Origin of the sequence: Stenotrophomonas sp. HITSZ_GD, from assembly GCF_029543105.1 — a bacterium.
Lineage (GTDB): Bacteria > Pseudomonadota > Gammaproteobacteria > Xanthomonadales > Xanthomonadaceae > Stenotrophomonas_A.
Genome location: NZ_JARQXB010000018.1, coordinates 35,409 through 56,002, shown reverse-complemented (window position 1 = coordinate 56,002; position 20,594 = coordinate 35,409). Strand labels below are relative to the sequence as shown.

Below are 20,594 nucleotides of genomic sequence, written 5' to 3'. Positions count from 1 at the left end.
CGTCAGCGGGCCATGGATGGCCCGCGGCGGCGAATCGGACAGGACGTCTGCTGAGCCGTGACGACCATACCCGCCAGACCGGTGCCCGCACCGTAAGACAACGCAACACGCCGCACCACGAGCGCGCCCCATAAAAAAACCACCACCGCCCAACCCAAAACACCGCGCAATCCCCCACCCACCCCGTGGTGCGCCGCAACAATCTCCACCCGCAACCCGCCGCCGCGGAACGAAGCGGCAAGCGAAAAAACCCCAACACCTCCGAGCTTTTCCCGCGCCACACCGCATATATCTCATTCCGATATACGGATGCCCATGAGCTATAGCCAACCTCAAGTTTGACAGCGCTATACAAATGCCCAAACGTACCGGCGCCGCCGTCGGCCCAACGCCCGACGGCTTACCTGTATGGAGAACCGCCTCTTGGAAAAGCTGCCTCGTCGCGCACGGGCGCCGATGACCCGTCATCTGCTGGCCGCCGCCACCGCCGCCTCGCTGTTCCTGCTCGCCGCCTGCCACCGCGATGGCAACGGCGACGCCGAGAAGACCGCCGCCGCGGCGCCGGCCACGCCGGCCGCCGACCAGCCCGTCACCATCCACCCGGACCAGTGGCCCACGCCGAAGTGGCCGTTCGCCAACGATCCGGCGCTGGAAAAGCGCATCGATGACGTGATGGCGCAAATGAGCGTCGAGGAAAAGGTCGCCCAGACCATCCAGGGCGATATCGCCAGCATCACCCCCGAGGACGTGCGCAAGTACCGCATCGGTTCGATCCTCGCCGGCGGCAGCTCCGATCCGGGCGGCAAGTACAACGCCAGCCCGGCCGAGTGGCTCAAGCTCGCCGATGCGTTCTACGAGGCGTCCATGGACACCTCGCAGGGCGGCCATGCGATCCCGATCATCTTCGGCATCGACGCCGTGCACGGCCAGAGCAACATCGTCGGCGCCACGCTGTTCCCGCACAACATTGGCCTGGGCGCGATGCGCAACCCGGCGCTGATCCGCAAGATCGGCGAGGTCACCGCCGCCGAAACCCGAGTCACCGGCATGGAGTGGACCTTCGCGCCCACCGTGGCCGTGCCGCAGGACGACCGCTGGGGCCGTACCTACGAGGGCTACTCCGAATCGCCGCAGGTCGTGGCCAGCTACGCGGGCGAGATGGTGAAGGGCCTGCAGGGCGAACCCGGCCAGCCGGGCTTCCTCGACGGGCACCACGTCATCTCCTCGGTCAAGCATTACGTCGGCGACGGCGGCACCACCGATGGCAAGGACCAGGGCGATACCCAGGTCACCGAGGCCGAGCTGCGCGATATCCACGCGGCCGGTTATCCGCCGGCGATCGAGGCCGGCGCGCAGGCGGTGATGGCCTCGTTCAACAGCTTCCACGGCGAGAAGATGCACGGCTACAAGGCCATGCTCACCGACGTCCTGAAGGACCGCATGAACTTCGGCGGTTTCGTCGTCGGCGACTGGAACGGCCACGGCCAGGTCAAGGGCTGCACCACCACCGATTGCCCGGCCGCCTTCAACGCCGGCCTGGACCTGGCGATGGCGTCCGACAGCTGGAAGGGCCTGTACGAAAGCGAGCTGGCGGCAGTGAAGTCCGGCAAGATCACCCAGGAGCGCCTGGACGATGCCGTGCGCCGCATCCTGCGCGTCAAGATGCGCCTGGGCCTGTTCGAGGCCGGCAAGCCGTCGCAGCGCCCGCTGGGCGGCAAGTACGAACTGCTCGGCTCGCCCGAACACCGCGCCATCGCCCGCCAGGCGGTGCGCGAATCGTTGGTGCTGCTCAAGAACAACGGCGGCACGCTGCCGCTGGACCCGCGCAAGCGCATCCTGGTGGCCGGCGACGGCGCCAACGACATGGGCAAGCAGTCCGGCGGCTGGACGCTCAACTGGCAGGGCACCGGCACCACGCGCGCCGACTACCCCAACGGCAACACCATCTGGGAAGGCCTGAAGCAGCAGATCGACGCGGCCGGCGGCAAGGCCGAGCTGTCCATCGAGGGCCAGTACAAGACCAAGCCGGACGTGGCCGTGGTGGTGTTCGGTGAGAACCCCTACGCCGAATTCCAGGGCGATATCTCCACGCTGCTCTACAAGCCGGGCGATGACAGCGACCTGGAGCTGCTCAAGAAGCTCAAGGCCGACGGCATTCCGGTGGTGGCGGTGTTCCTGAGCGGCCGTCCGCTGTGGATGAACCGCGAGATCAATACCGCCGATGCGTTCGTGGCCGCGTGGCTGCCGGGCTCGGAAGGCGCCGGCATCGCCGACGTGATCCTGCGCAAGGCCGACGGTAGCGTGCAGAACGACTTCAAGGGCAAGCTCAGCTTCTCCTGGCCGCGCACCGCGGTGCAGTTCCACAACAACGTGGGCCAGAAGGACTACGACCCGCAGTTCGCCTTCGGCTACGGCCTGACCTACGCCGACAAGGGCGAGCAGGCCAAGTTGTCCGAGGAATCGGGCGTGAGCGGCGACCAGTCCGCCGGCGGCGTGTACTTCAACCGCGGCAAGCCGGCCATCGGCGTGGCGATGCAGCTCTCCAACGCGTCGCACGCCGACATGCCGGCCACCACCGTGCCGGTGGGCCTGTCCGATGGCAGCCTGAAGATGAGCGCGGTCGACCACAAGGCGCAGGAAGACGCGCGCCGCCTGGTCTGGTCCGGTGCCAGCGACGCGCGCGCGCAGCTGGTGTCGGCCAAGGCGCTGGACCTGAGCCGCGAAACCAACGGCGACATCCTGATGTACGTCACCCTGCGCCGCGACAGCGACCTCACCGGCCCGCTGTGGCTGGGCGTGGGCTGCGGCCAGGGCTGCAGCGGCCAGGTGGACATCGGCAAGACGGTCGGCCAGCTGCCGGCCGGGCAGTGGAAGGTGCTCGCGGTGCCGCTGAAGTGCTTCCAGGCCGCCGGCGCCGACATGACCAAGCTGGTGCAGGTGCCGTACCTGGCCAGCGCCGCGAAGGCCGATGTGTCGTTCTCGCGCATCGCGCTGGGCCAGAGCCAGGCCGACGTGGTGGCGGTGGACTGCGCCACCGCCAAGTAAGCAACGCCACGCGCGGCGGCCGGGGAGGCCGCCGCGCGTTTTTCCAAGCAATGAGCCGACGCAGCCGCGCGCCGCGCGCGTTCGGCCGGGAGAAGTACAGTGGGTCTGGCGACACTCGATATCGTGATCGTGCTGGTGTATCTGGCCGGCATCTTCGTGCTCGCGCAGTGGGTCTCGCGCGAGAAGGCAGGGCATGACAAAAGCGCGGAGGACTACTTCCTCGCCAGCAAGTCGCTGCCGTGGTGGGCGATCGGTGCCTCGCTGATCGCCGCCAATATTTCCGCCGAGCAGATCATCGGCATGGCCGGCTCCGGCTACGCCATCGGCCTGGCGATCGCCTCCTACGAATGGATGGCCGCGCTGACGCTGCTGATCGTGGGCAAGTTCTTCCTGCCGATCTTCCTGCGCAACGGCATCTACACGATGCCGCAGTTCCTGGAGCAGCGTTACGGCAACCGCATCCGCACGCTGATGGCGGTGTTCTGGCTGGGCCTGTACGTGTTCGTCAACCTGACCTCGATCCTGTGGCTGGGGTCGATCGCGGTGACCCAGGTCACCGGCATGGACCAGATGCTGGCGCTGGCGCTGATCGGCATCTTCGCGCTGCTGTACCAGCTGTACGGCGGCCTGAAGGCGGTGGCGCTGACCGACATCGTGCAGGTCATGCTGCTGGTGCTCGGCGGCCTGCTGGTGGCCGGCCTGACGCTCTCGCGCATCGGCGCCGGTGAAGGCGTGCTGGCCGGGTTCCAGCACCTGTGGAATGCCCACCCGGAGCACTTCCACATGATCCTTTCCAAGGACAACCCGTTCTACAAGGACCTGCCGGGCCTGAGCGTGCTGCTGGGCGGGCTGTGGATCATGAACATCAGCTACTGGGGCTTCAACCAGTACATCATCCAGCGCGCGCTGGCGGCCAAGAACATCGGCGAGGCGCAGAAGGGCATGGTGTTCGCCGCGTTCCTGAAGCTGCTGATGCCGGTGGTGATCGTGGTGCCGGGCATTGCCGCGGTGGTGCTGGCGCCGGACCTGGCCAAGCCGGACCAGGCCTACCCGACGATGATGCAGCTGCTGCCCAGCGGCATCCTGGGGCTGGTGTTCGCCGCGCTGGTGGCGGCGATCGTCGCCTCGCTGGCCTCCAAGATCAATTCGGTGGCGACCATCTTCACCCTGGACTTCTACGCCAAGTCGCGCCCGCAGGCCAACCAAAAGCACCTGGTGCGCGTGGGCCGCATCGTCGCCATCGTGGCGGTGATCGTGGGCATCCTCACCGCGCGCCCGTTGCTGGGCGGCTTCGACCAGGGCTTCCAGTACATCCAGGAATTCACCGGCTTCTTCACCCCGGGCATCGTGGTGATCTTCATGCTGGGCCTGTTCTGGAAGCGCGCCAACGAAGCCGGCGCGCTGACCGCGGCGATCGGCTCGTTCGTGCTGTCGATCGTGTTCAAGCTGGGCTGGCCGTCGCTGCCGTTCATGGACCGCGTGGGCGTGGTGTTCCTGGCCTCGCTGGTGGCCGCGGTGGCGGTGTCGCTGGCGACGAAGGCGCAGCCGGGCCGCGACATGATCCGCACCGACGACGTGCGCTACGGCACGCCGATGAGCTTCAACATGGGCGCGGTGGGCGTCATCGCGATTCTGATCGCGCTGTACACCGCGTTCTGGTGAGCTGGCGCAAGGCATGAAAAAGGCCGCCTTCGGGCGGCCTTTTTTTTTGGCGCGTTCGCTGCCTCGGCAACGCGTAGAACCGCCCTTGTAGGAGCGGCTTCAGCCGCGACCTCGCCATCGCGCAGTCCTGGCTGAAGCCGCTCCTGCAACGAGACCCTCGCGGGAACCCTTCAGCGCCCCGGGCTGGGCCGCTTGGTCAGCTTGCGCTGCAGCGAGCGCCGGTGCATGCCCAGCAAGCGCGCCGCGGCCGAGATGTTGCCGCCGGTCTCGTGCAGCGCCTGCTGGATGTGCTCCCACTGCAGGCGGCTGAGCGGCGTCATCATCTCCGGCGTGCCGTCGTCCTCGCCCTCGGCTTCCGGCAGTTCCTCGTCGTCCTCGCCGAGCGCGCGCAGGATGGTGGGAATGTTCGCCGGCTTGGGCAGGTAGTCGTCCGCGCCGAGCTTGATCGCTTCCACCGCGGTGGCGATGCTCGCGTAACCGGTCACCAGCAGGATGCGCATGTCCGCGCGGATCGCGCGCAGCGGCTGGATCAGCGCCAGGCCCGACTCGTGGCCGAGCTTGAGGTCGATCAGCGCGAAATCCGGGCGCGACTGCCGCGCCACGCTCAACGCGCTGGCCGGGTCGCTGGCCACCACGGTCTCCACGCCATGCCGCGCCAGGCTGCGCTGCAGCGTGCGCAGGTACAGCGCATCGTCGTCGACCAGCAGGCCCACGCGCGGGGCGTCGGGGCTCATGCCCGGGCTCCCGGCGCCTTGTGCGACGAAAGCGGGGTGGGCGGTAGGGCTACCGGTCGACATGCCACGGGAATCTCCTTGCTGCTGCCACGGGTTCACGACGTCGTCTCCTCGGCCACCGGCAACGGCAGGCGGAAACCCACCCGCGCGCCGCTGCCTTGGGCAGGTTGCATCCACAGTTCACCGGCCAGGCGTTCGACGGTGGCGTGCGACAGGGCCAGGCCCACGCCCATGCCGTGCCGCTTGCCACTGTCGTACAGGGTATTGGGCAGGGTGGCCTTGGCGGTGTCAAAACCGGCCCCGTAGTCGCGCACTTCGCCCAGCAGCTGTCCGCCGGCCACGCGCAGCTCCAGGTCCACGCGGGGCCGGCCGGCGCGCTCGCTGGCGTCGGCGGCGTTGTTGAGCAGCACCATCAGCAGGTGGCCCACGCCGGGTTCCAGGCGCAGCGGCATCGGCGCGTCGAGGTTGCGCTGCAGCTGCACGTTCGGCCGCACCAGGCGCCATTGCGCCAGCACTTCCTGCACGGTGACCGCCTCCTGCGCATTGCTGCGGTCGGCCGGGGCGGCCAGCGCCAGCACGCGCTCGTGGCACAGCACCAGCAGCTCGCGCAGGGTATCCAGGTCTTCGCGCAGCTCGGCCTGCTGCGATTGTTCGGCGATGTCGTCCACCAGTAGCGTCATCGTCGCCAGCGGGGTGTTGAGTTCGTGCGCCACCGAGGCGGCGTGCGTGGCCAGGGTGACGATGCCCTCGTTGCGGGCGAAGCGCTCCCGCAGCGTGGCCAGTTCCTGCTCGCGCTGGCGCAGCGAGAACGCCAGCCGCGTGGTGAACACCACCACCACCGCCGAGGACAGCAGGAAGTTGAGCGCCACGCCGACCAGGTGGAGCACGTCCGGGTCGATCCGCCCCGGCGGCAGCGGCAGGCCGAACAAGGCGCTGAGCGTGTAGCCGGCCACGCAGGCCGCGGCCACCGCCAGGCCCCAGGCCAGCGGCAGGGCGAAGGCGGCCAGGGCGATCAGCACCAGGAACAGCGAGCCGAACGGGTTGGCGATGCCGCCGCTCCAGCCGATCATCCAGGTCAGGACGACCACATCCACCAGCACGTGGCCGAACGCGGTCGCTGGGCCGATGGGCCGCTCCAGCCCGACCCGCCAGCGCGCATACAGGTTGAACACCGCCAGCGCGGCCACGCCGGCCCACAGCGGCGGCTGCGGCAGCGCCAGCCCCAGCGCCCAGGTCGCCACCAGGATGGTGACCGCCTGGCCGGCGGTGGCCAGCCAGCGCAGGCTGCACAGGGTGCGGAGGAAAGAGGCGTTGTGGCTGTTGTCCATCGGGGCGTCATGCTATGCCGTCGCGCGCGCAGGCGCGTGCGACAGTCTGTCACACGGCATGGCGGGTACCGGGCGGGCGAGGGCGGCGGTGCGAAGTTGGCGCGCATTGGGCCGGCTCGCACTAAAATGGCTGCATGCATGACGCCGTGACCCGCCCAACCCCGCCCGCCGAAACCGGCGCCTGGCCCCGCCGCCTGACCCAGCCGGTCCGCATCGGCAATGTCACCGTCGGTGGCGGCAAGCCGGTGGTGGTGCAGTCGATGACCAACACCGACACCGCCGACGTCGCCGCCAGCGTCAAGCAGGTGGCCGAGCTGTGGCGCGCCGGCTCGGAGATGGTGCGCCTGACGGTGAACAATCCCGAGTCCGCCGCGGCCATCCCGCGCATCGTCGACAAGCTGGCGATGATGGGTATCGAGGTGCCGCTGATCGGCGACTTCCACTACAACGGCCACCAGCTGCTCGCCGGCGAGCCGGCCTGCGCCGAGGCGCTGGCCAAGTACCGCATCAACCCGGGCAACGTCGGCTTCGGCAAGAAGAAGGACCTGCAGTTCGGCCAGCTGATCGAATTCGCCATCCGCTACGGCAAGCCGGTGCGCATCGGTGCCAACTGGGGCTCGCTGGACCAGGGCCTGGCCGCCCAGCTGATGGACGAGAACTCCCGCCGCGAGCAGCCCTGGGATGCCGGCCGCGTGCTGCGCGAGGCGCTGATCCGCTCGGCGGTGGACTCGGCCGAACGCGCGGTGGAACTGGGCCTGCCGCGCGACCGCATCGTGCTTTCGGCCAAGGTCTCCGGCGTGCAGGAGCTGATCGCGGTGTACCGCGACATGTCCTCGCGCTGCGATTTCGCCCTGCACCTGGGCCTGACCGAGGCGGGCATCGGCAGCAAGGGCATCGTCGCCTCGGCGGCGGCGCTGTCGGTGCTGCTGCAGGAAGGCATCGGCGACACCATCCGCATCTCGCTCACGCCCGAGCCGGGGCAATCGCGCACGCAGGAAGTGATCGTCGCGCAGGAGCTGCTGCAGACCACCGGCCAGCGCGCCTTCACCCCGCTGGTCACCGCCTGCCCGGGCTGCGGCCGCACCACCTCGGAGTTCTTCCAGGAGCTGGCCAAGGTCGTGCAGAACCATGTGCGCGGCAAGATGCCCGAGTGGAAGGTCACCCACCCGGGCGCGGAGAACATGACCCTGGCGGTGATGGGCTGCGTGGTGAACGGGCCGGGCGAATCGCGCCACGCCAACATCGGCATCTCGCTGCCGGGCACGGGCGAAGCGCCCGCCGCGCCGGTGTTCGTGGATGGCGAGAAGAAGGTGACGCTGCGCGGGGAGAACATCGCGCAGGAATTCGTCGCGCTGATCGACGAGTACGTCGACACCCGCTATGCCCGTTCGGCCGGCTGAGAGCCCGGCCGGTTTCCGTCGTTGGCTGGGCAGCAACGCCTGGCGCATCGTGCTGTTGTTCGGCGGCGTGCTGCTGCCGCTGGGCGTGTTCGCCAGCCTGGCCGACGAAGTGCACGAGCTGGAGAACTTCTTCTTCGACGACCCGCTGCTGTGGCGGCTGCGCGGCTGGGCATCGCCGCCCCTGGACGACTTCTTCGTGCTGGTCTCCAAGCTCGGCTACCAGTGGGGGCTGATTCCGGCCGACACCCTCGTCGTGCTCGTGCTGGTCGGCGTGCGCCGCTGGCGCGAGGCGGTCTTCGCCGGCGTGGGCTTCGTCGGTTCGGCGCTGTTGAACGTGGGCGCCAAGCATTTCTTCCAGCGCGAGCGGCCGAGCCTGTGGGAGTCGATCGCGCCGGAAAGCACTTTCAGCTTCCCCAGCGGCCACGCGATGGGTTCGATGACGCTGGCCGCGGTGCTGGTGGCCCTGGCGTGGCGCACGCGCTGGCGCTGGCCGGTCGCGCTGGCCGCGGGTGGTTTCGTGCTGCTGGTAGGCGTGTCGCGGGTCTACCTCGGCGTGCATTACCCCTCGGACATCCTCGCCGGCTGGTGCGCCGCGCTGGCCTGGGTGACCGGCCTGTACCTGGTGTGCTTCCGGCGCCATTACCGGCCGTGGCGTCGCCACGGCGCCGGGTCGCCCGCCTAGCCGGGCCCGCGGCGCGGGCGGCCGCGGCGCGTTGGGCAGGGAGCTTGCCGGTGGCCTGGGCAATCCCGCCAGATTCGTGGGGTGTCGCGCCAGCATCGGCCGGCGGCTTCGGCCAGGCAGTTGATTCGACGGGGATTTTTCCCGCGCAGCGGCCTTCGCCCGCCACCCGGGGGCTTGACCTGCGTGGCGGGATCGCCACGCTTTGGGCATTCATTGCCGGAGGCGCGCATGCGCATCGCCATTCTTGCCTATGACGGATGCATGGGCGCCGAGGTGCTCGGCCTGTCCGACGTGCTGCTCGTCGCCAACCGCATCCAGGCCTATCGCGCGCCCGACGCGCCCGCGCCGTTCGATGTCTCCATCGTGGGTACCCGCGCGGGCACGGTCCGGCTGGCGGGCGGCGTGGGCCTGTCGGTGGAGGCGGTGGGTGCCTACGACCTGCTGGTCGTGCCGGCCTTCGACTTCGGCGCGGACATGCCGCCGCTGGAGGACACCTTCGGCCGGCTGCGCGCCGAGCAGGCGCTGATCGCCGATGCCGGCCGCCACCGCACGCTGGCCTCGGTATGCACCGGCAGCCTGCTGTTGGCCGAAGCCGGCGTGCTCGACGGGCGTCGCGCCACCACCTCGTGGGCGTTCGCCGAGCAGATGGCGGCGCGCTACCCGCAGGTGGAAGTCGTGCGCGACGCGCTGCTGGTGCGCGATGGCGGCATCGTCACTTCCGGCGCATTTTCCGCTTATGGCGACCTGGCCCTGCAGTTGATCCGCGATCGCGCCGGTCCCAGCCTGGCACGCGCGGTGGGGCGCTTCAGCCTGATCGATGGCGGGCGCGACAGCCAGGCGCCGTACCTGGACCGGCGCCTGGCGACGCGCCGGCAGGAGTCGTTCTCGCGCGCGGTCGCGGCCTGGTTCGCGCCGCGCCTGGCCGAGCGCTACCAGCTGGCCGAGCTGGCGCGCGCGTTCCACCTGTCCAGCCGCACGCTGCTGCGCCGCTTCAGGGCCGAGACCGGCCGCACGCCATTGGAGATGCTGCAGGACCTGCGCGTGGAAAAGGCCCGCACGCTGCTGGAGGCCACCACCTTGAGCGTGGCGCAGGTCGCCGAGCAGGTCGGCTACCTCGACGTGGCCACGTTCTCGCGCCTGTTCGCCCGCCATACGCAGCTCACGCCCGCCGCATTCCGGCGCAAGTTCCAGCCGCAGGACGCCAAGCTGTTCTGAGCCGGGGCTGGCGCAATCGCCCCGGCAACTGGCGATCGCGCCTGCTTACGCGTGCGGCATGCCCGCCTAGCCTGTGCCGTGCCGCACGCGCCGCGTGCGGGTTCATCGCGACCAGGAGAGGGCTGATGTCTACACGGGTACAGGCGGGAACGGCGAGCGGCACTGCCACGGCCAAGCGGCCACGGGGCCTTACGCTGCTGCGCATGGCGATGCGTGCGCTGGCGCGCATCAGCCCCACGTTGGCGTCGTGGGGGATGGACCGGCTGTGGTTCCGCGCGCCGCGCACCCACCCCGACGCCGCGGCGCGGGCCTGCCTGGCGCAGGGCAGGCACGTACCGCTGACGCTGCACGGCAAATCCGTCGCGGCCTGGACCTGGGGCGAGCAGGGCCCGTGGGTGCTGCTCATGCACGGCTGGGGCGGCCATGCGGGGCAGCTGCATGCCTTCGTGCCGCCGCTGCTGGCGGCGGGCTTCCGCGTGGCGGCATTCGATGCGCCCGCGCATGGCGCCTCGGCGGGCAGCCGCCACGGCCGCCGCCGGGTGACGTTCTTCGAGTTCGCCGACGCGCTGCGCGCGCTGGCGTCGCACCTGGGGCCGCTGCACGGTGTCATCGCGCACTCCGGCGGCTGCACCGCGCTGGCGCTGGCCATGCGCCAGGGCTGGCAGGCGCCGCGCGCGCTGGTATTCGTGGCGCCGTTCTGCGAGCCACAAGCGGCGATCGACGGATTCGCGCGGCAGCTCGGCGTGGCCGGCGAGACGGTCGCACGCTTTACGAGCCGCGTGTCGCGCTGGCTGGGCATCGAATGGAGCGACCTGGAGATCGCCGCATTGCCGGCCGAGGTGCCGCGCGATGCGCTGCTGGTCGTGCACGACAGCGGCGACCGCGAGGTGCCGCTGGCGCAATCGCAGCGGCTGGTGGCCGGCTGGCCCGGTGCGCGGCTGGTGGTGACGCACGGCGCCGGCCATCGTCGGCTGCTGGCGTTGCCGCAGGTGGCCGACGCGGCCGCGGGCTTCCTGGCCGAGCGCCAGCGCGATCCCGCGCCGCGCCGTGACTACCGCCCCGCCGATTCGCGCGGCGAACTGGATCGCGCGTTCGAGGCCACCGCGCGCTTCTGGCGGCGCCGCCGCGCCTGATCAGCGCAGGCTGTGCAGTGCCGCAGCCTCGGCGTGCAGCAGCGCGGTGTCGAGCAGCGGCACGGGGGCGTCCTCGGCGCGCACCAGCAGGGCGATCTCGGTGCAGCCCAGCACGATGGCGCTGGCGCCGGCCTGTACCAGCGCGGCGATGACCTGGCGATAGCGCTGCCGCGATGCCTCGCGCAGCACGCCCAGGCACAGCTCGTCGTAGATGATCCGGTGCACGTCCTCGCGCGCGCCGGCGTCGGGCACGATCACTTCGAAGCCCTGTTGTTGCAGGCGCTGGCGGTAGAAGTCCTGCTCCATCGTGAAGCGGGTGCCGAGCAGGCCGACCTTGCGCGCGCCCAGCTTCGCCAACGCGGCGGCGGTGGGGTCGGCGATATGCAGCAAAGGCAATGGCGTGGCGGCTTCGATCGCGTCGGCCACGCGGTGCATGGTGTTGGTGCACAGCACGAGGAAATCCGCGCCGCCGGCGTGTAACGCACGCGCCGCGCCCGCCAGGTAGGCACCGGCGGCGTCCCAGTCCCCGGCCCGCTGCAGCGCTTCGATGTCGTGGAAGTCGACACTGTGCAGCAGCAGCCGCGCCGAGTGCAGGCCGCCGCATTCGCGGCGCACCACCTCGTTGATGTGGCGGTAGTAGGGCAGGGTGGATTCCCAGCTCATCCCGCCGATCAGGCCGATCGTGCGGGAAGGCGTGCGCTGCGGCGTGGCGTGCATGTCCATGCACGCAGCTTAGGGCATCGCCGCGGCGTTCACTCGCCCGGTTTGGCGCCTTCCACGGGGGCGTGGGTGGCCGCGCGCCGCGTCAGCACCGCCTCGCGGTGGGCGATGTAGACGTTGGCGCCGACGATGATCAATGCGCCCGCGACCGTGTGCCGATCCAGCGATTCGCCGAACAGCCAGCCGCCCAGCGCCGCCACCAGCGGCAGCTGCATGAAGCTGATCGGTTGCAGCGCGGACACCTCGCCCAGCTTCAACGCGCGCGTCCAGAACAGCTGCCCGCCGGTGCCGAACACGCCGGTCAGCACCAGCCACACCCAGGTGCCGCCCTGCGGCCAGCTCCAGTTCGGCAGCGCGGTGAGCAGCGACATCGGCACCCACAGCACGTAGGTGTAGAACACCACGGTGTCGGGTGGGTCGGTGCGCGAGAGCTGCTTGATCTGGATCGCCACCACCGCGCTGATCATCGCCGCCGCCAACGCCACCAGCAGGCCGGGGCTGAAGGCGGCCGAGCCCGGGCGCAGGATGATCAGCACGCCCAGGAAGCCGGCCGCCACCGCCAGCCAGCGGCGCATGCGCACCTTCTCGCCCAGCCACAGCACCGCCAGGACGGTGACGAACAGCGGCGTCGAATAGGAGAGCGAGATCGCCTGTGCCAGCGGCAGGTGGCCGATGGCCCAGAAGCCGCAGAGCATCGAGGCCAGGCCGATCAGCGTGCGGACCAGGTACAGGTGCATGTGCTGCGTGCGCGGCAAGGGGCCGCCGCGCACGAACAGGAACGGCAGCAGCGCCAGCAGGCCGAAGAAGTTGCGGTAGAAGGCGATCTGGTGGGTCGCCACGGAGGCCGACGCGTAGCGGATGGCGATGGCCATCAGGCCGAAGCAGCAGGTGCTGACCAGCATCAGCCCGGCCGCGCGCAGCGGCGTGTGCGTGCCGGCGGCGTTCACCACTGCGCGCCGATCAGCAGCGGCTCCGGTTCGATCACCACCGCGAAGCGTTCGCGGACCGAATCGGCGATGCGGCGCGCCAGCGCCAGCAGTTCGGCGCCGGTGGCCTGGCCGTGGTTGACCAGTACCAGCGCATGGTGCGGCGATACGCCGGCATCGCCCTCGCGCACGCCCTTCCAGCCGCATTGCTCGATCAGCCACGCCGCCGAGACCTTGCCCAGGCCCTCGCGTTCGCCGGGGAACACCGGCAGGGCGGGCCATGCATGGCGCAGGGTCTCGATCTGCTCCAGCGGCAGCTGCGGGTTCTTGAAGAAGCTGCCGGCGTTGCCGAGCACGTCCGGGTCTGGCAGCTTGCGCTTGCGGATGGCGATGACCGCCTGCGCGACGTCGCGCGCTTCCGGCGTGGCCACGCCCATGGCCGCCAGCTCCTCGCGGATGCCGGCGTAGTCCAGGCGCAGTTCGTGCAGCAGCGGCAAGCGGAATTCCACCGCCACGATCAGCCACCGCCCCGGTTCGCGCTTGAACACGCTGTCGCGGTAGCCGAACGCGCATTGCGCCGCGTCCAGGCGCACCAGCGCGTTCGCGTGGCGATCCCAGGCTTCCACGACGTGGATAAACTCACCCACCTGCGCGCCATAGGCACCGATGTTCTGGATGGGCGACGCGCCGACGGTGCCCGGGATCAGCGCCAGGTTCTCCAGCCCCGAGAGCCCATGTTCCAGCGACCACATCACCAGCCCGTGCCACGGCGTGCCGGCACCGGCGCGCAGGAGGGCATGGTCGGCGTGGTGCGCCAGGATCTCGATGGCGCGGTTGCCGAAGGTCAGCACCACGCCTTCCGGATCGCCGGCCAGCAGCACGTTGCTGCCGCTGCCCAGCACCAGCAGCGGCTGCCCGGACAGGGCCGGCAGCGCCAGGGCCTCGGGCAGGGCGGCGGGGTCGTCGAGCTGCAGCAGCCACGGCGCGGTAGCGTCCACGTGGAAGGTGTTGAGCGCGCGCAGCGGTGCGTTTTCGCGCAGCGTCCAGGCCGTCGTCATAGCGCCGACACCGCGCCGCGGCTCGGGGCCTCGCGACGGCGGCGGATCGCCTCCACGCATTCGCCCACCAGCATCGGCCCGCGGTAGATCAACCCGCTGTAGACCTGCACCAGGCTCGCACCGGCCGACATCTTGGCCACCGCATCGGCGCCGCGGGTGATGCCGCCCACGCCGATCAGCGGGATCGACTCGGGCAGGCGCGAACGCAGCCGGCGCAGCACCAGCGTGGATTGCCCCATCAGCGGCGCACCGGAGAGCCCACCGGTCTCCTTGGCGAGCTTCTCGTGCTCGACCAGCGGGCGGGCGACGGTGGTGTTGGTGGCGATCACGCCGTCCACCGACAGCTCGGCCAGCACGCGCGCGGCGGCCTCGATGTCGCGGTCGCTCAGGTCCGGCGCCACCTTGACCAGCATCGGCACGCGCTTGCCATGCTGGGCGGCGAGCTTTTCCTGGCCTTCGCGCAGCGCGCCGATCAACTGGCGCAGCGCCTGCTCTTCCTGCAGCTCGCGCAGGCCGGCGGTATTGGGCGAGGAGATGTTGACGGTGATGTAGTCCGCCAGCGGGTACACGCGCTCCAGGCAATGCAGGTAGTCGTCGGCGGCGGACTCGTTGGGCGTGTCCTTGTTCTTGCCGATGTTGATGCCGAGCAGGCCGTCGCGGCGGCGCGCGCGCTCGACGTTACGCACTAGCGCATCCACGCCGAGGTTGTTGAACCCCATGCGGTTGATGATGGCCTCGTGTCCCGGCAGGCGGAACAGCCGCGGGCGCGGGTTGCCGACCTGCGGGCGCGGCGTCACCGTGCCGATCTCCACGAAGCCGAAGCCAAGGGCGAACAGCGCCTCGACGTGCTCGCCGTTCTTGTCCAGCCCCGCGGCCAGGCCGACCGGGTTGGGGAACTGCAGGCCGAAGGCGGGGGTGGGCAGCGGCGCGATGCGCGGCGCCAGCAGCGCGGAAGTGCCGGTGCGGTAGGCGGTGTCGATCGCGCGCAGGCCCAGGCCGTGGGCGCGTTCGGCGTCGAGGGCGAACAGGAAGGGACGGGCGAGGGAGTACATTCAGTCCAAGGTGCCGGCGAAGGCACGTGTCTGGTAGGCGAATTCGACGTGGCCGTCGACCGCGTGGCGGTCGAACAACGCGCGCAGCGCGTCGAGCATCGGCGCGTGGCGCGGGTGGCCTTCGGCCGGCGCGTAGGAGGAGGAGAGCAGGCGGCCGCGCAGCGCGTCGAAATCCATCCGCTGCACGTTGGGGAAACGGGCGGCATCGACGAAGCCGGCGCCGAACCACGCGCGCATCGTGTCATCGTCCTGGTAGCGCTCGGCCACGGCGCGGTAGTCGGTGCCGTATTCGAGCAACAGCGCCTCGTAGCCGGCCAGGAAGGGCGTGGCCTGGAGCAGGCGCGAATTCCAGTACACCAACGCCAGCCCGCCGGGCCGCAGGATGCGTGCCCATTCCGCGCGTACCGCGCGCGTGTCGAACCAGTGGAAGGCCTGCGCGGCGCTGACCATGTCCACGCTGGCGTCGGCCAGGCCGGTGGCCTCGGCGCTGCCGTCGAGCGCCGCGAAGCCCGCCTCGCCCCCCAGCCACTGCTCGGCGGCCGTGCGCATCGCCGCGTTCGGCTCCACCGCGATCACCGGGTGGCCGGCCTGCAGGAACATGCGCGAGGAGATGCCGGTGCCGGCGCCGATGTCGGCCACGCGCGCCCGCGGCGCCACGCCCAGGCCGTCGTGGATCCAGGCCATCAGTTGCGGGGGATAGCCCGGACGGTAGCGGACGTAATCCGCCACCCGGTTGCTGAAGCGTGCCTGCGAGGACAGGTCCATCGGCTCAGGAATTGGCCCAGCCCAGCCAGGCCAGCCCGCCGAAGAACAACACGAAGGCGAGTACGCCCAGGATCCAGATCGCCACGTTGACCCAGCCCAGGATCAGCCCGGCCAGGGCCAGGCCGTCGCCCTCGTAGCGCGCGGGCTCGCGGCGAATCTCGCCGCGGGCCATGTGGCCGGTGATGATGGCCGTCAGGCTGCCGAGGAAGGGCAGGACGGTCCAGCCGAGGATGCCGGCGATCAGGCTGATGATGGCCAGGGTGCTGGTCTGTCGAACGCTGCTCATCGAGCGGCTCCGTTGCAGTGAGTGAGCGGACCTGCGGGATTATCCCTTAGGGCGATGTGAAAAGGGGCCGAGGGTGGGTTTCGGCCCCCTTGGCGCGCCTTCGCCCGTGCGCGGGCGAAGGGCGATCGCGTGCCCGCGCCGGTCAGAGGTCGAACTTGATGCCTTGGGCCAGCGGCAGCGAATCGGAGTAGTTGATCGTGTTGGTCTGGCGGCGCATGTAGACCTTCCACGCGTCCGAACCGGATTCGCGGCCGCCGCCGGTGTCCTTTTCGCCGCCGAACGCCCCGCCGATCTCCGCGCCCGAGGTGCCGATGTTGACGTTGGCGATGCCGCAGTCCGAACCGGCCGCCGACAGGAAGCGCTCGGCCGCCTTCAGGTTCTGGGTGAAGATCGACGAGGACAGGCCCTGCGGCACGCCGTTCTGCATGTCGATGGCCTCGTCCAGGGTGGAGTACTTCATCACGTAGAGGATCGGCGCGAAGGTCTCGTGCTGGACGACCTCGTCGCTGTTCTTCAGGCCGGTGACGATCGCCGGCAGCACGAAGTTGCCCGGGCGGTCGATGGCGGTGCCGCCGGTTTCGACCCGGCCGCCGGCAGCCTTGGCCTTCTCGATGGAGGCCAGGAACTGCTCGACCGCGCCGCGGCTGTTGAGCGGGCCCATCAGGTTGGCCGCATCGGTCGGGTCGCCGATCTTGCCCTCGACCTGCTTGTACGCCTTCACCAGCGTGGCCAGCACGTTGTCGTAGATGGATTCGTGCACGATCAGGCGGCGGGTGGTGGTGCAGCGCTGGCCGGCCGTGCCGACCGCGCCGAACACGATGCCCGGCACCGCCAGCTTCAGGTCGGCCGTCTCGTCGAGGATGATCGCGTTGTTGCCGCCCAGCTCCAGCAGCGAGCGGCCAAGGCGGCGCGCGACCTTCTCGGCCACCACGCGGCCGACCTGGGTCGAGCCGGTGAAGCTGATGAGCGGCACGCGCGTGTCCTCGACCAGGCGCTCGGACAACGCGGTGCCGGCGTCGTTGACGAGGAAGAAGAGGTCCGGGAAGCCAGCGTCCTTGAGTGCGGCGTTGCAGATCTTCATCGTCGCGATGGCGGTCAGCGGGGTCTTGTTGGACGGCTTCCAGATGCACACGTCGCCGCAGATCGCGGCCAGGAACGCATTCCAGCTCCACACCGCGACGGGGAAGTTGAACGCGCTGATGATGCCGACCAGGCCCAGCGGCTGGTACTGCTCGTACATGCGGTGGCCGGGGCGCTCGGAGTGCATGGTGTGGCCGTAGAGCATGCGGCTCTGGCCGACGGCGAAATCGGCGATGTCGATCATCTCCTGCACTTCGCCGTCGCCCTCGGGCTTGCTCTTGCCCATTTCCAGCGCCACCAGCGAGCCGAGCGCATCCTTGTGCTGGCGCAGCGCCTCGCCACACAGGCGCACGGCTTCGCCGCGGCGCGGGGCCGGCACGCTGCGCCACACCTTGAAGGCTTCCTGCGCGCGGGCGATGACCGTTTCGTAGTCCGCCTCGGTGGTGGCCTGGACTTCGGCGATCACCTCGTGGGTGGTCGGGTTCAGCGGCTGCAGGACGCCGGCGCCGGTGGCCTGGGACCATTCGCCCCGGCCGAGATAGGTGCCGGGGTTGGTCGCGGCGAGGTCGAGCGTCTTGAGCAGGGCTGCGGACATGCAAGGAACTCCTGGAATCGTGGCATCGAGGCGCCGCAGGCAAGGCGGGGGAAGCGGCGCGGGAACCGGCGATTTTAGCAGAGGCGCGCGACCGGCCTTGCTGCGCCGCATCCGGGCGCCTGGCCGGCTGTGGGGCGCCGGGGGTTCATGCGACAATGCGCCGCCTCAAGGCCCCGTAGCTCAGCTGGATAGAGCGTTCCCCTCCTAAGGGAAAGGTCGCCCGTTCGAATCGGGCCGGGGTCGCCATAAATCAAGGACTTGGTCTTCTGGCTGTATTGCAAATTGGCGCATCTACTCCAAGAGGCACACGGTTCGGTCACAGCTGTCACAACTCGGAATCGCAGCGTTCGCACCGCGCCGTCATCGCCAATAGACGCTTGCAGGTAGGAGGTGGCGACCGCATCGGCTCGGCGGTCAAGGAAATCCGCAGGATGCTGGATGACATCGCCGAACAAGCGGTGGGTCCGCAAGATGCCGCTAAGCGCAAGCAGTTGCACACAATGGGCCAATATGCGCACCACGGAAAACCTGCTGAAGCGGGTGGCCGGCGCGTCGGGCGACATTTCTCCGGCCGCGCTGTGGGTGACAATCCACAATGGCAGCACCGGCGAAAAATGCGGAATCTGGCGCGCCTCGGTCAGACGATGCCCAAAGACCTTATTCCGGTCAGCGGTACGGCGGGCCGCCTCCTGAGCTACGGCGCCCTGGGCACGGGCTCAGTGACCGCCGCATTGCTGGGCAATGCCGGCCTAATTGGTGCTGCTGAAACGGTGGGGGAGGAGTTCTCAACATTCCGCCCGCTGAGCGCTTACTCTCCAGCGGCGCGCCCGGAACCAGTCTGGCCGCTTTAGCTCGCGGACTTCCCATCGCCTCCATTGCCAGTGGCCAGGCTGCCATCCCCGACGCTCCGGTCAAACCCAAGCCTACGAAGCGGCTGGAAAACCGCTGAGGTGTAGCCGGTCTGGCGCTCTTTGCGCTTGATCCACCAGTGCTTTAAGCTGCCCCCACGCCGCCAGAGCCACTGGCGTCAGGGGCTATGCCGATGACACGCTCTGTGTCCATCCGCGCCTTTTACTCATTTCCGGCATGAAGCCGAATCATCTAGAGCAGCCAAGGAATGGCAGCGATTCTCAGCCCTGACGCGAAGCAGCAGTTCTTCAGTAATGCTGGACTGCCGGCGGCCGGGTTTAAGTTGTTTACCTATGCGGCCAACACCACTACGCCGCAGGCAACCTACGCCAATCGAGCGGGAACGGTAGTGAATACCAACCCGATCATCTTGAATGCGCGCGGCGAGGCCACGGTGTACCTGATGCCCGGAGTTATGTACGGCTACCATTTCGTATCTCCCGATGGCTCGCAAATTTGGACCCAGGAGGACGTAAGCGCCGATGCGGGCGACGCCAGCGCCGTTGCATTCTTGCAGGCTGGCACGGGGGCAGTAACCCGGACCTCGCAAGACAAGATGCGCGACCGCGTAAGCGCCCGCGATTATGGCGTCCTGGCCGATGGTGTCACCAACGACACGCTCGGCTTGCAGGCCGCCATCAACTACTGCGCCGCAAACGAGAAGGAGCTAGAGCTCCCCGAGGGCGATATGGTGGTGCAGGCGGGCTTGACTATCCCGGCAGGCGGAGCGCTCTACCTGCGCGGCTCTGAAGCCGGCACGCAGGGCACTCGACTGGTTGCAAAGGCTAATGCGCCGGTCATCACTGTGGCGGCGGGTCAGCAAGCTACCATCGAGAACGTGGGCTTCATTGGTGAATCCGACCCCGCTAAGACGTTTCAAATGGGCGTCTATCTGAACAACTGTCAGAACGTCAACATTCGGCACTGCACGTTTGATGGGCTATACGACAGCATCGGACTGCTCAATACGGTGTTTTACTCGCAGATTGTGGACTCCCGGTTCTTCACCGCCGTGCGTAGCCATATCCGGGGCACCGGTACGTCTGCCCCGGGTTACGCCATCCGGGTGTCCGGCTGTCAAATGTCCTACGGCTACCTGGGCGGGGATACCCTGTATTTCGAGAACGCGGGTTCGCTGGTCTTTTCCGATGTTGGCATCTCGCCAGCCACTGGTGCCGGCCGCTGCCTGCGCATCGTGTCCAACGCAGCGAAGTCGGGCATTCATCAGTTCGACAATTGCGTGTTTGAGGGTTCGGCGCTGGAAGCCTGCCGTATCGAAGGCTCGACCATCGCTCCGATCAAGTACGTCTATTTCTCTAACTGCTACTTCAACCAGTCGGGCTCTGGCGCAGACGCAATTACCCTGATCAACGTCAACAACGTCTCCTTTGTAAACAGTTACGTGTCTGGCACTGGCGCCGGAGTCACGTTCGCTGGGGCCTGCTCTCACGTCCGCTTCGTGAATGCCGACTTCCCCGGCTTCGGCACTCCTGCGGTGTTCCGTGCCCTGGCGACTGCGGCCGTTAACCACCTGGACATTTTCAGCGCGCAGTACCAAGGCGCCAACAAGTTCATGGATCTGTCGCTAATTCCGGCCGAAAGTATCGCGGCTATCAAGATCGACGGCGGCTATCTGGGCACTAACGCAAGCCCCATCTCGCTCCCGTCGGCCAGTGCCGCCAGCCAGATCAGCGTCAACTCCCGGGGCTTCACGCAGACCCGGAACGGTGGCATCGCCTCGTTCAACGGCGGCGTATCTCTGTTCTCGATTCCTCATGGCCTTCTGGGTATACCGTCGAGGTTCGGCGCAGTCTCCAACAGTCTGGATGCCGGCAACGCCGAAATCCGAGAGGTCACGGTTGATGCATCGTTCGTCTACGTGCAATGTAAGGCCGGCGCGGTGGCCGGCACGAACAATGTGAAATGGAGCTGGTGGGCCGAGACCTAAGCGATAAGGAATATGCCGCGCGTGGGATCTCACATTAAGGTTCGCGCCCGACTGGT

The 20,594-nt window shown here is 68.9% G+C and carries 17 protein-coding genes and 1 tRNA gene; 9 read left to right on the top strand and 9 right to left on the bottom strand.

The window, feature by feature from the left end; all coding sequences use genetic code 11:
* Positions 1–423 precede the first annotated feature (423 nt).
* Both P6166_RS15180 and P6166_RS15175 read left to right on the top strand, forming a co-directional pair.
* Positions 424–3,045: an exo 1,3/1,4-beta-D-glucan glucohydrolase gene (locus P6166_RS15180; protein ID WP_277765282.1), complete on the top strand. Its 2,622-nt coding sequence runs from the start codon at positions 424–426 to the stop codon at positions 3,043–3,045.
* 99 nt (positions 3,046–3,144) lie between these two features.
* Positions 3,145–4,707 carry a sodium/sugar symporter gene (locus P6166_RS15175; protein WP_277765281.1) on the top strand — a complete coding sequence of 521 codons (1,563 nt, stop codon included), beginning with the start codon at positions 3,145–3,147 and terminating at the stop codon, positions 4,705–4,707.
* Between the two features lie 170 nt (positions 4,708–4,877).
* Here the strand turns inward: P6166_RS15175 and P6166_RS15170 are convergent, their stop codons facing one another.
* Both P6166_RS15170 and P6166_RS15165 read right to left on the bottom strand, forming a co-directional pair.
* On the bottom strand, positions 4,878–5,441 hold the full coding sequence (locus tag P6166_RS15170) for a response regulator transcription factor (RefSeq protein WP_277765280.1): 564 nt from the start codon (positions 5,439–5,441) through the stop codon (positions 4,878–4,880).
* A 95-nt stretch (positions 5,442–5,536) separates the two neighbouring features.
* Positions 5,537–6,769 carry an ATP-binding protein gene (locus P6166_RS15165; RefSeq protein WP_277765279.1) on the bottom strand — a complete coding sequence of 411 codons (1,233 nt, stop codon included), beginning with the start codon at positions 6,767–6,769 and terminating at the stop codon, positions 5,537–5,539.
* Between the two features lie 134 nt (positions 6,770–6,903).
* Between P6166_RS15165 and ispG the strand changes: the two genes are divergently transcribed.
* The 4 genes from ispG to P6166_RS15145 all read left to right on the top strand — a co-directional run bounded on the left by ispG (position 6,904) and on the right by P6166_RS15145 (position 11,199).
* Positions 6,904–8,169 (top strand): flavodoxin-dependent (E)-4-hydroxy-3-methylbut-2-enyl-diphosphate synthase, encoded by a 1,266-nt coding sequence (gene ispG / locus P6166_RS15160; RefSeq protein WP_277765278.1) that lies wholly within the window; start codon positions 6,904–6,906, stop codon positions 8,167–8,169.
* Positions 8,150–8,851, top strand: coding sequence for a phosphatase PAP2 family protein (locus P6166_RS15155; protein WP_277765277.1), 702 nt, complete (start codon positions 8,150–8,152; stop codon positions 8,849–8,851). The genes ispG and P6166_RS15155 overlap by 20 nt, the downstream gene beginning before the upstream one ends.
* A gap of 228 nt (positions 8,852–9,079) precedes the next feature.
* Positions 9,080–10,066: a helix-turn-helix domain-containing protein gene (locus P6166_RS15150; protein ID WP_277765276.1), complete on the top strand. Its 987-nt coding sequence runs from the start codon at positions 9,080–9,082 to the stop codon at positions 10,064–10,066.
* Between the two features lie 125 nt (positions 10,067–10,191).
* Positions 10,192–11,199, top strand: a complete 1,008-nt coding sequence (locus P6166_RS15145; protein WP_277765275.1) for an alpha/beta fold hydrolase — start codon at positions 10,192–10,194, stop codon at positions 11,197–11,199.
* Here the strand turns inward: P6166_RS15145 and P6166_RS15140 are convergent, their stop codons facing one another.
* From P6166_RS15140 to P6166_RS15110, 7 genes are all read right to left on the bottom strand, one after another.
* Positions 11,200–11,916 carry an aspartate/glutamate racemase family protein gene (locus P6166_RS15140; protein WP_277765284.1) on the bottom strand — a complete coding sequence of 239 codons (717 nt, stop codon included), beginning with the start codon at positions 11,914–11,916 and terminating at the stop codon, positions 11,200–11,202. It abuts the gene before it with no gap.
* 35 nt (positions 11,917–11,951) lie between these two features.
* A complete protein-coding gene (locus P6166_RS15135) occupies positions 11,952–12,821 on the bottom strand; it encodes a DMT family transporter (protein WP_277765283.1) in 870 nt (289 codons plus the stop codon).
* Positions 12,822–12,862: 41 nt separating this feature from the next.
* On the bottom strand, positions 12,863–13,903 hold the full coding sequence (gene murB, locus P6166_RS15130; RefSeq protein ID WP_277765274.1) for a UDP-N-acetylmuramate dehydrogenase: 1,041 nt from the start codon (positions 13,901–13,903) through the stop codon (positions 12,863–12,865).
* Positions 13,900–14,955 carry a quinone-dependent dihydroorotate dehydrogenase gene (locus P6166_RS15125; protein WP_277765273.1) on the bottom strand — a complete coding sequence of 352 codons (1,056 nt, stop codon included), beginning with the start codon at positions 14,953–14,955 and terminating at the stop codon, positions 13,900–13,902. The genes murB and P6166_RS15125 overlap by 4 nt, the downstream gene beginning before the upstream one ends.
* Positions 14,956–15,720 carry a class I SAM-dependent methyltransferase gene (locus P6166_RS15120; protein WP_277765272.1) on the bottom strand — a complete coding sequence of 255 codons (765 nt, stop codon included), beginning with the start codon at positions 15,718–15,720 and terminating at the stop codon, positions 14,956–14,958.
* 4 nt (positions 15,721–15,724) lie between these two features.
* Entirely contained in the window at positions 15,725–16,006 is a 282-nt protein-coding gene (locus P6166_RS15115) for a DUF4190 domain-containing protein (RefSeq protein ID WP_130319930.1), read from the bottom strand.
* A 142-nt stretch (positions 16,007–16,148) separates the two neighbouring features.
* On the bottom strand, positions 16,149–17,681 hold the full coding sequence (locus P6166_RS15110; RefSeq protein ID WP_277765271.1) for an aldehyde dehydrogenase family protein: 1,533 nt from the start codon (positions 17,679–17,681) through the stop codon (positions 16,149–16,151).
* A 169-nt stretch (positions 17,682–17,850) separates the two neighbouring features.
* Between P6166_RS15110 and P6166_RS15105 the strand changes: the two genes are divergently transcribed.
* The 3 genes from P6166_RS15105 (at position 17,851) to P6166_RS15095 (ending at position 20,538) form a co-directional block, all read left to right on the top strand.
* Positions 17,851–17,927, top strand: a tRNA-Arg gene (locus tag P6166_RS15105).
* Positions 17,928–18,112: 185 nt separating this feature from the next.
* The gene (locus P6166_RS15100; protein WP_277765270.1) at positions 18,113–18,532 is read left to right on the top strand and encodes a hypothetical protein; all 420 of its coding nucleotides are present in this window, start codon (positions 18,113–18,115) and stop codon (positions 18,530–18,532) included.
* Positions 18,533–18,798: 266 nt separating this feature from the next.
* Positions 18,799–20,538, top strand: a complete 1,740-nt coding sequence (locus tag P6166_RS15095; RefSeq protein WP_277765269.1) for a hypothetical protein — start codon at positions 18,799–18,801, stop codon at positions 20,536–20,538.
* The last annotated feature ends 56 nt before the right edge of the window (positions 20,539–20,594 follow it).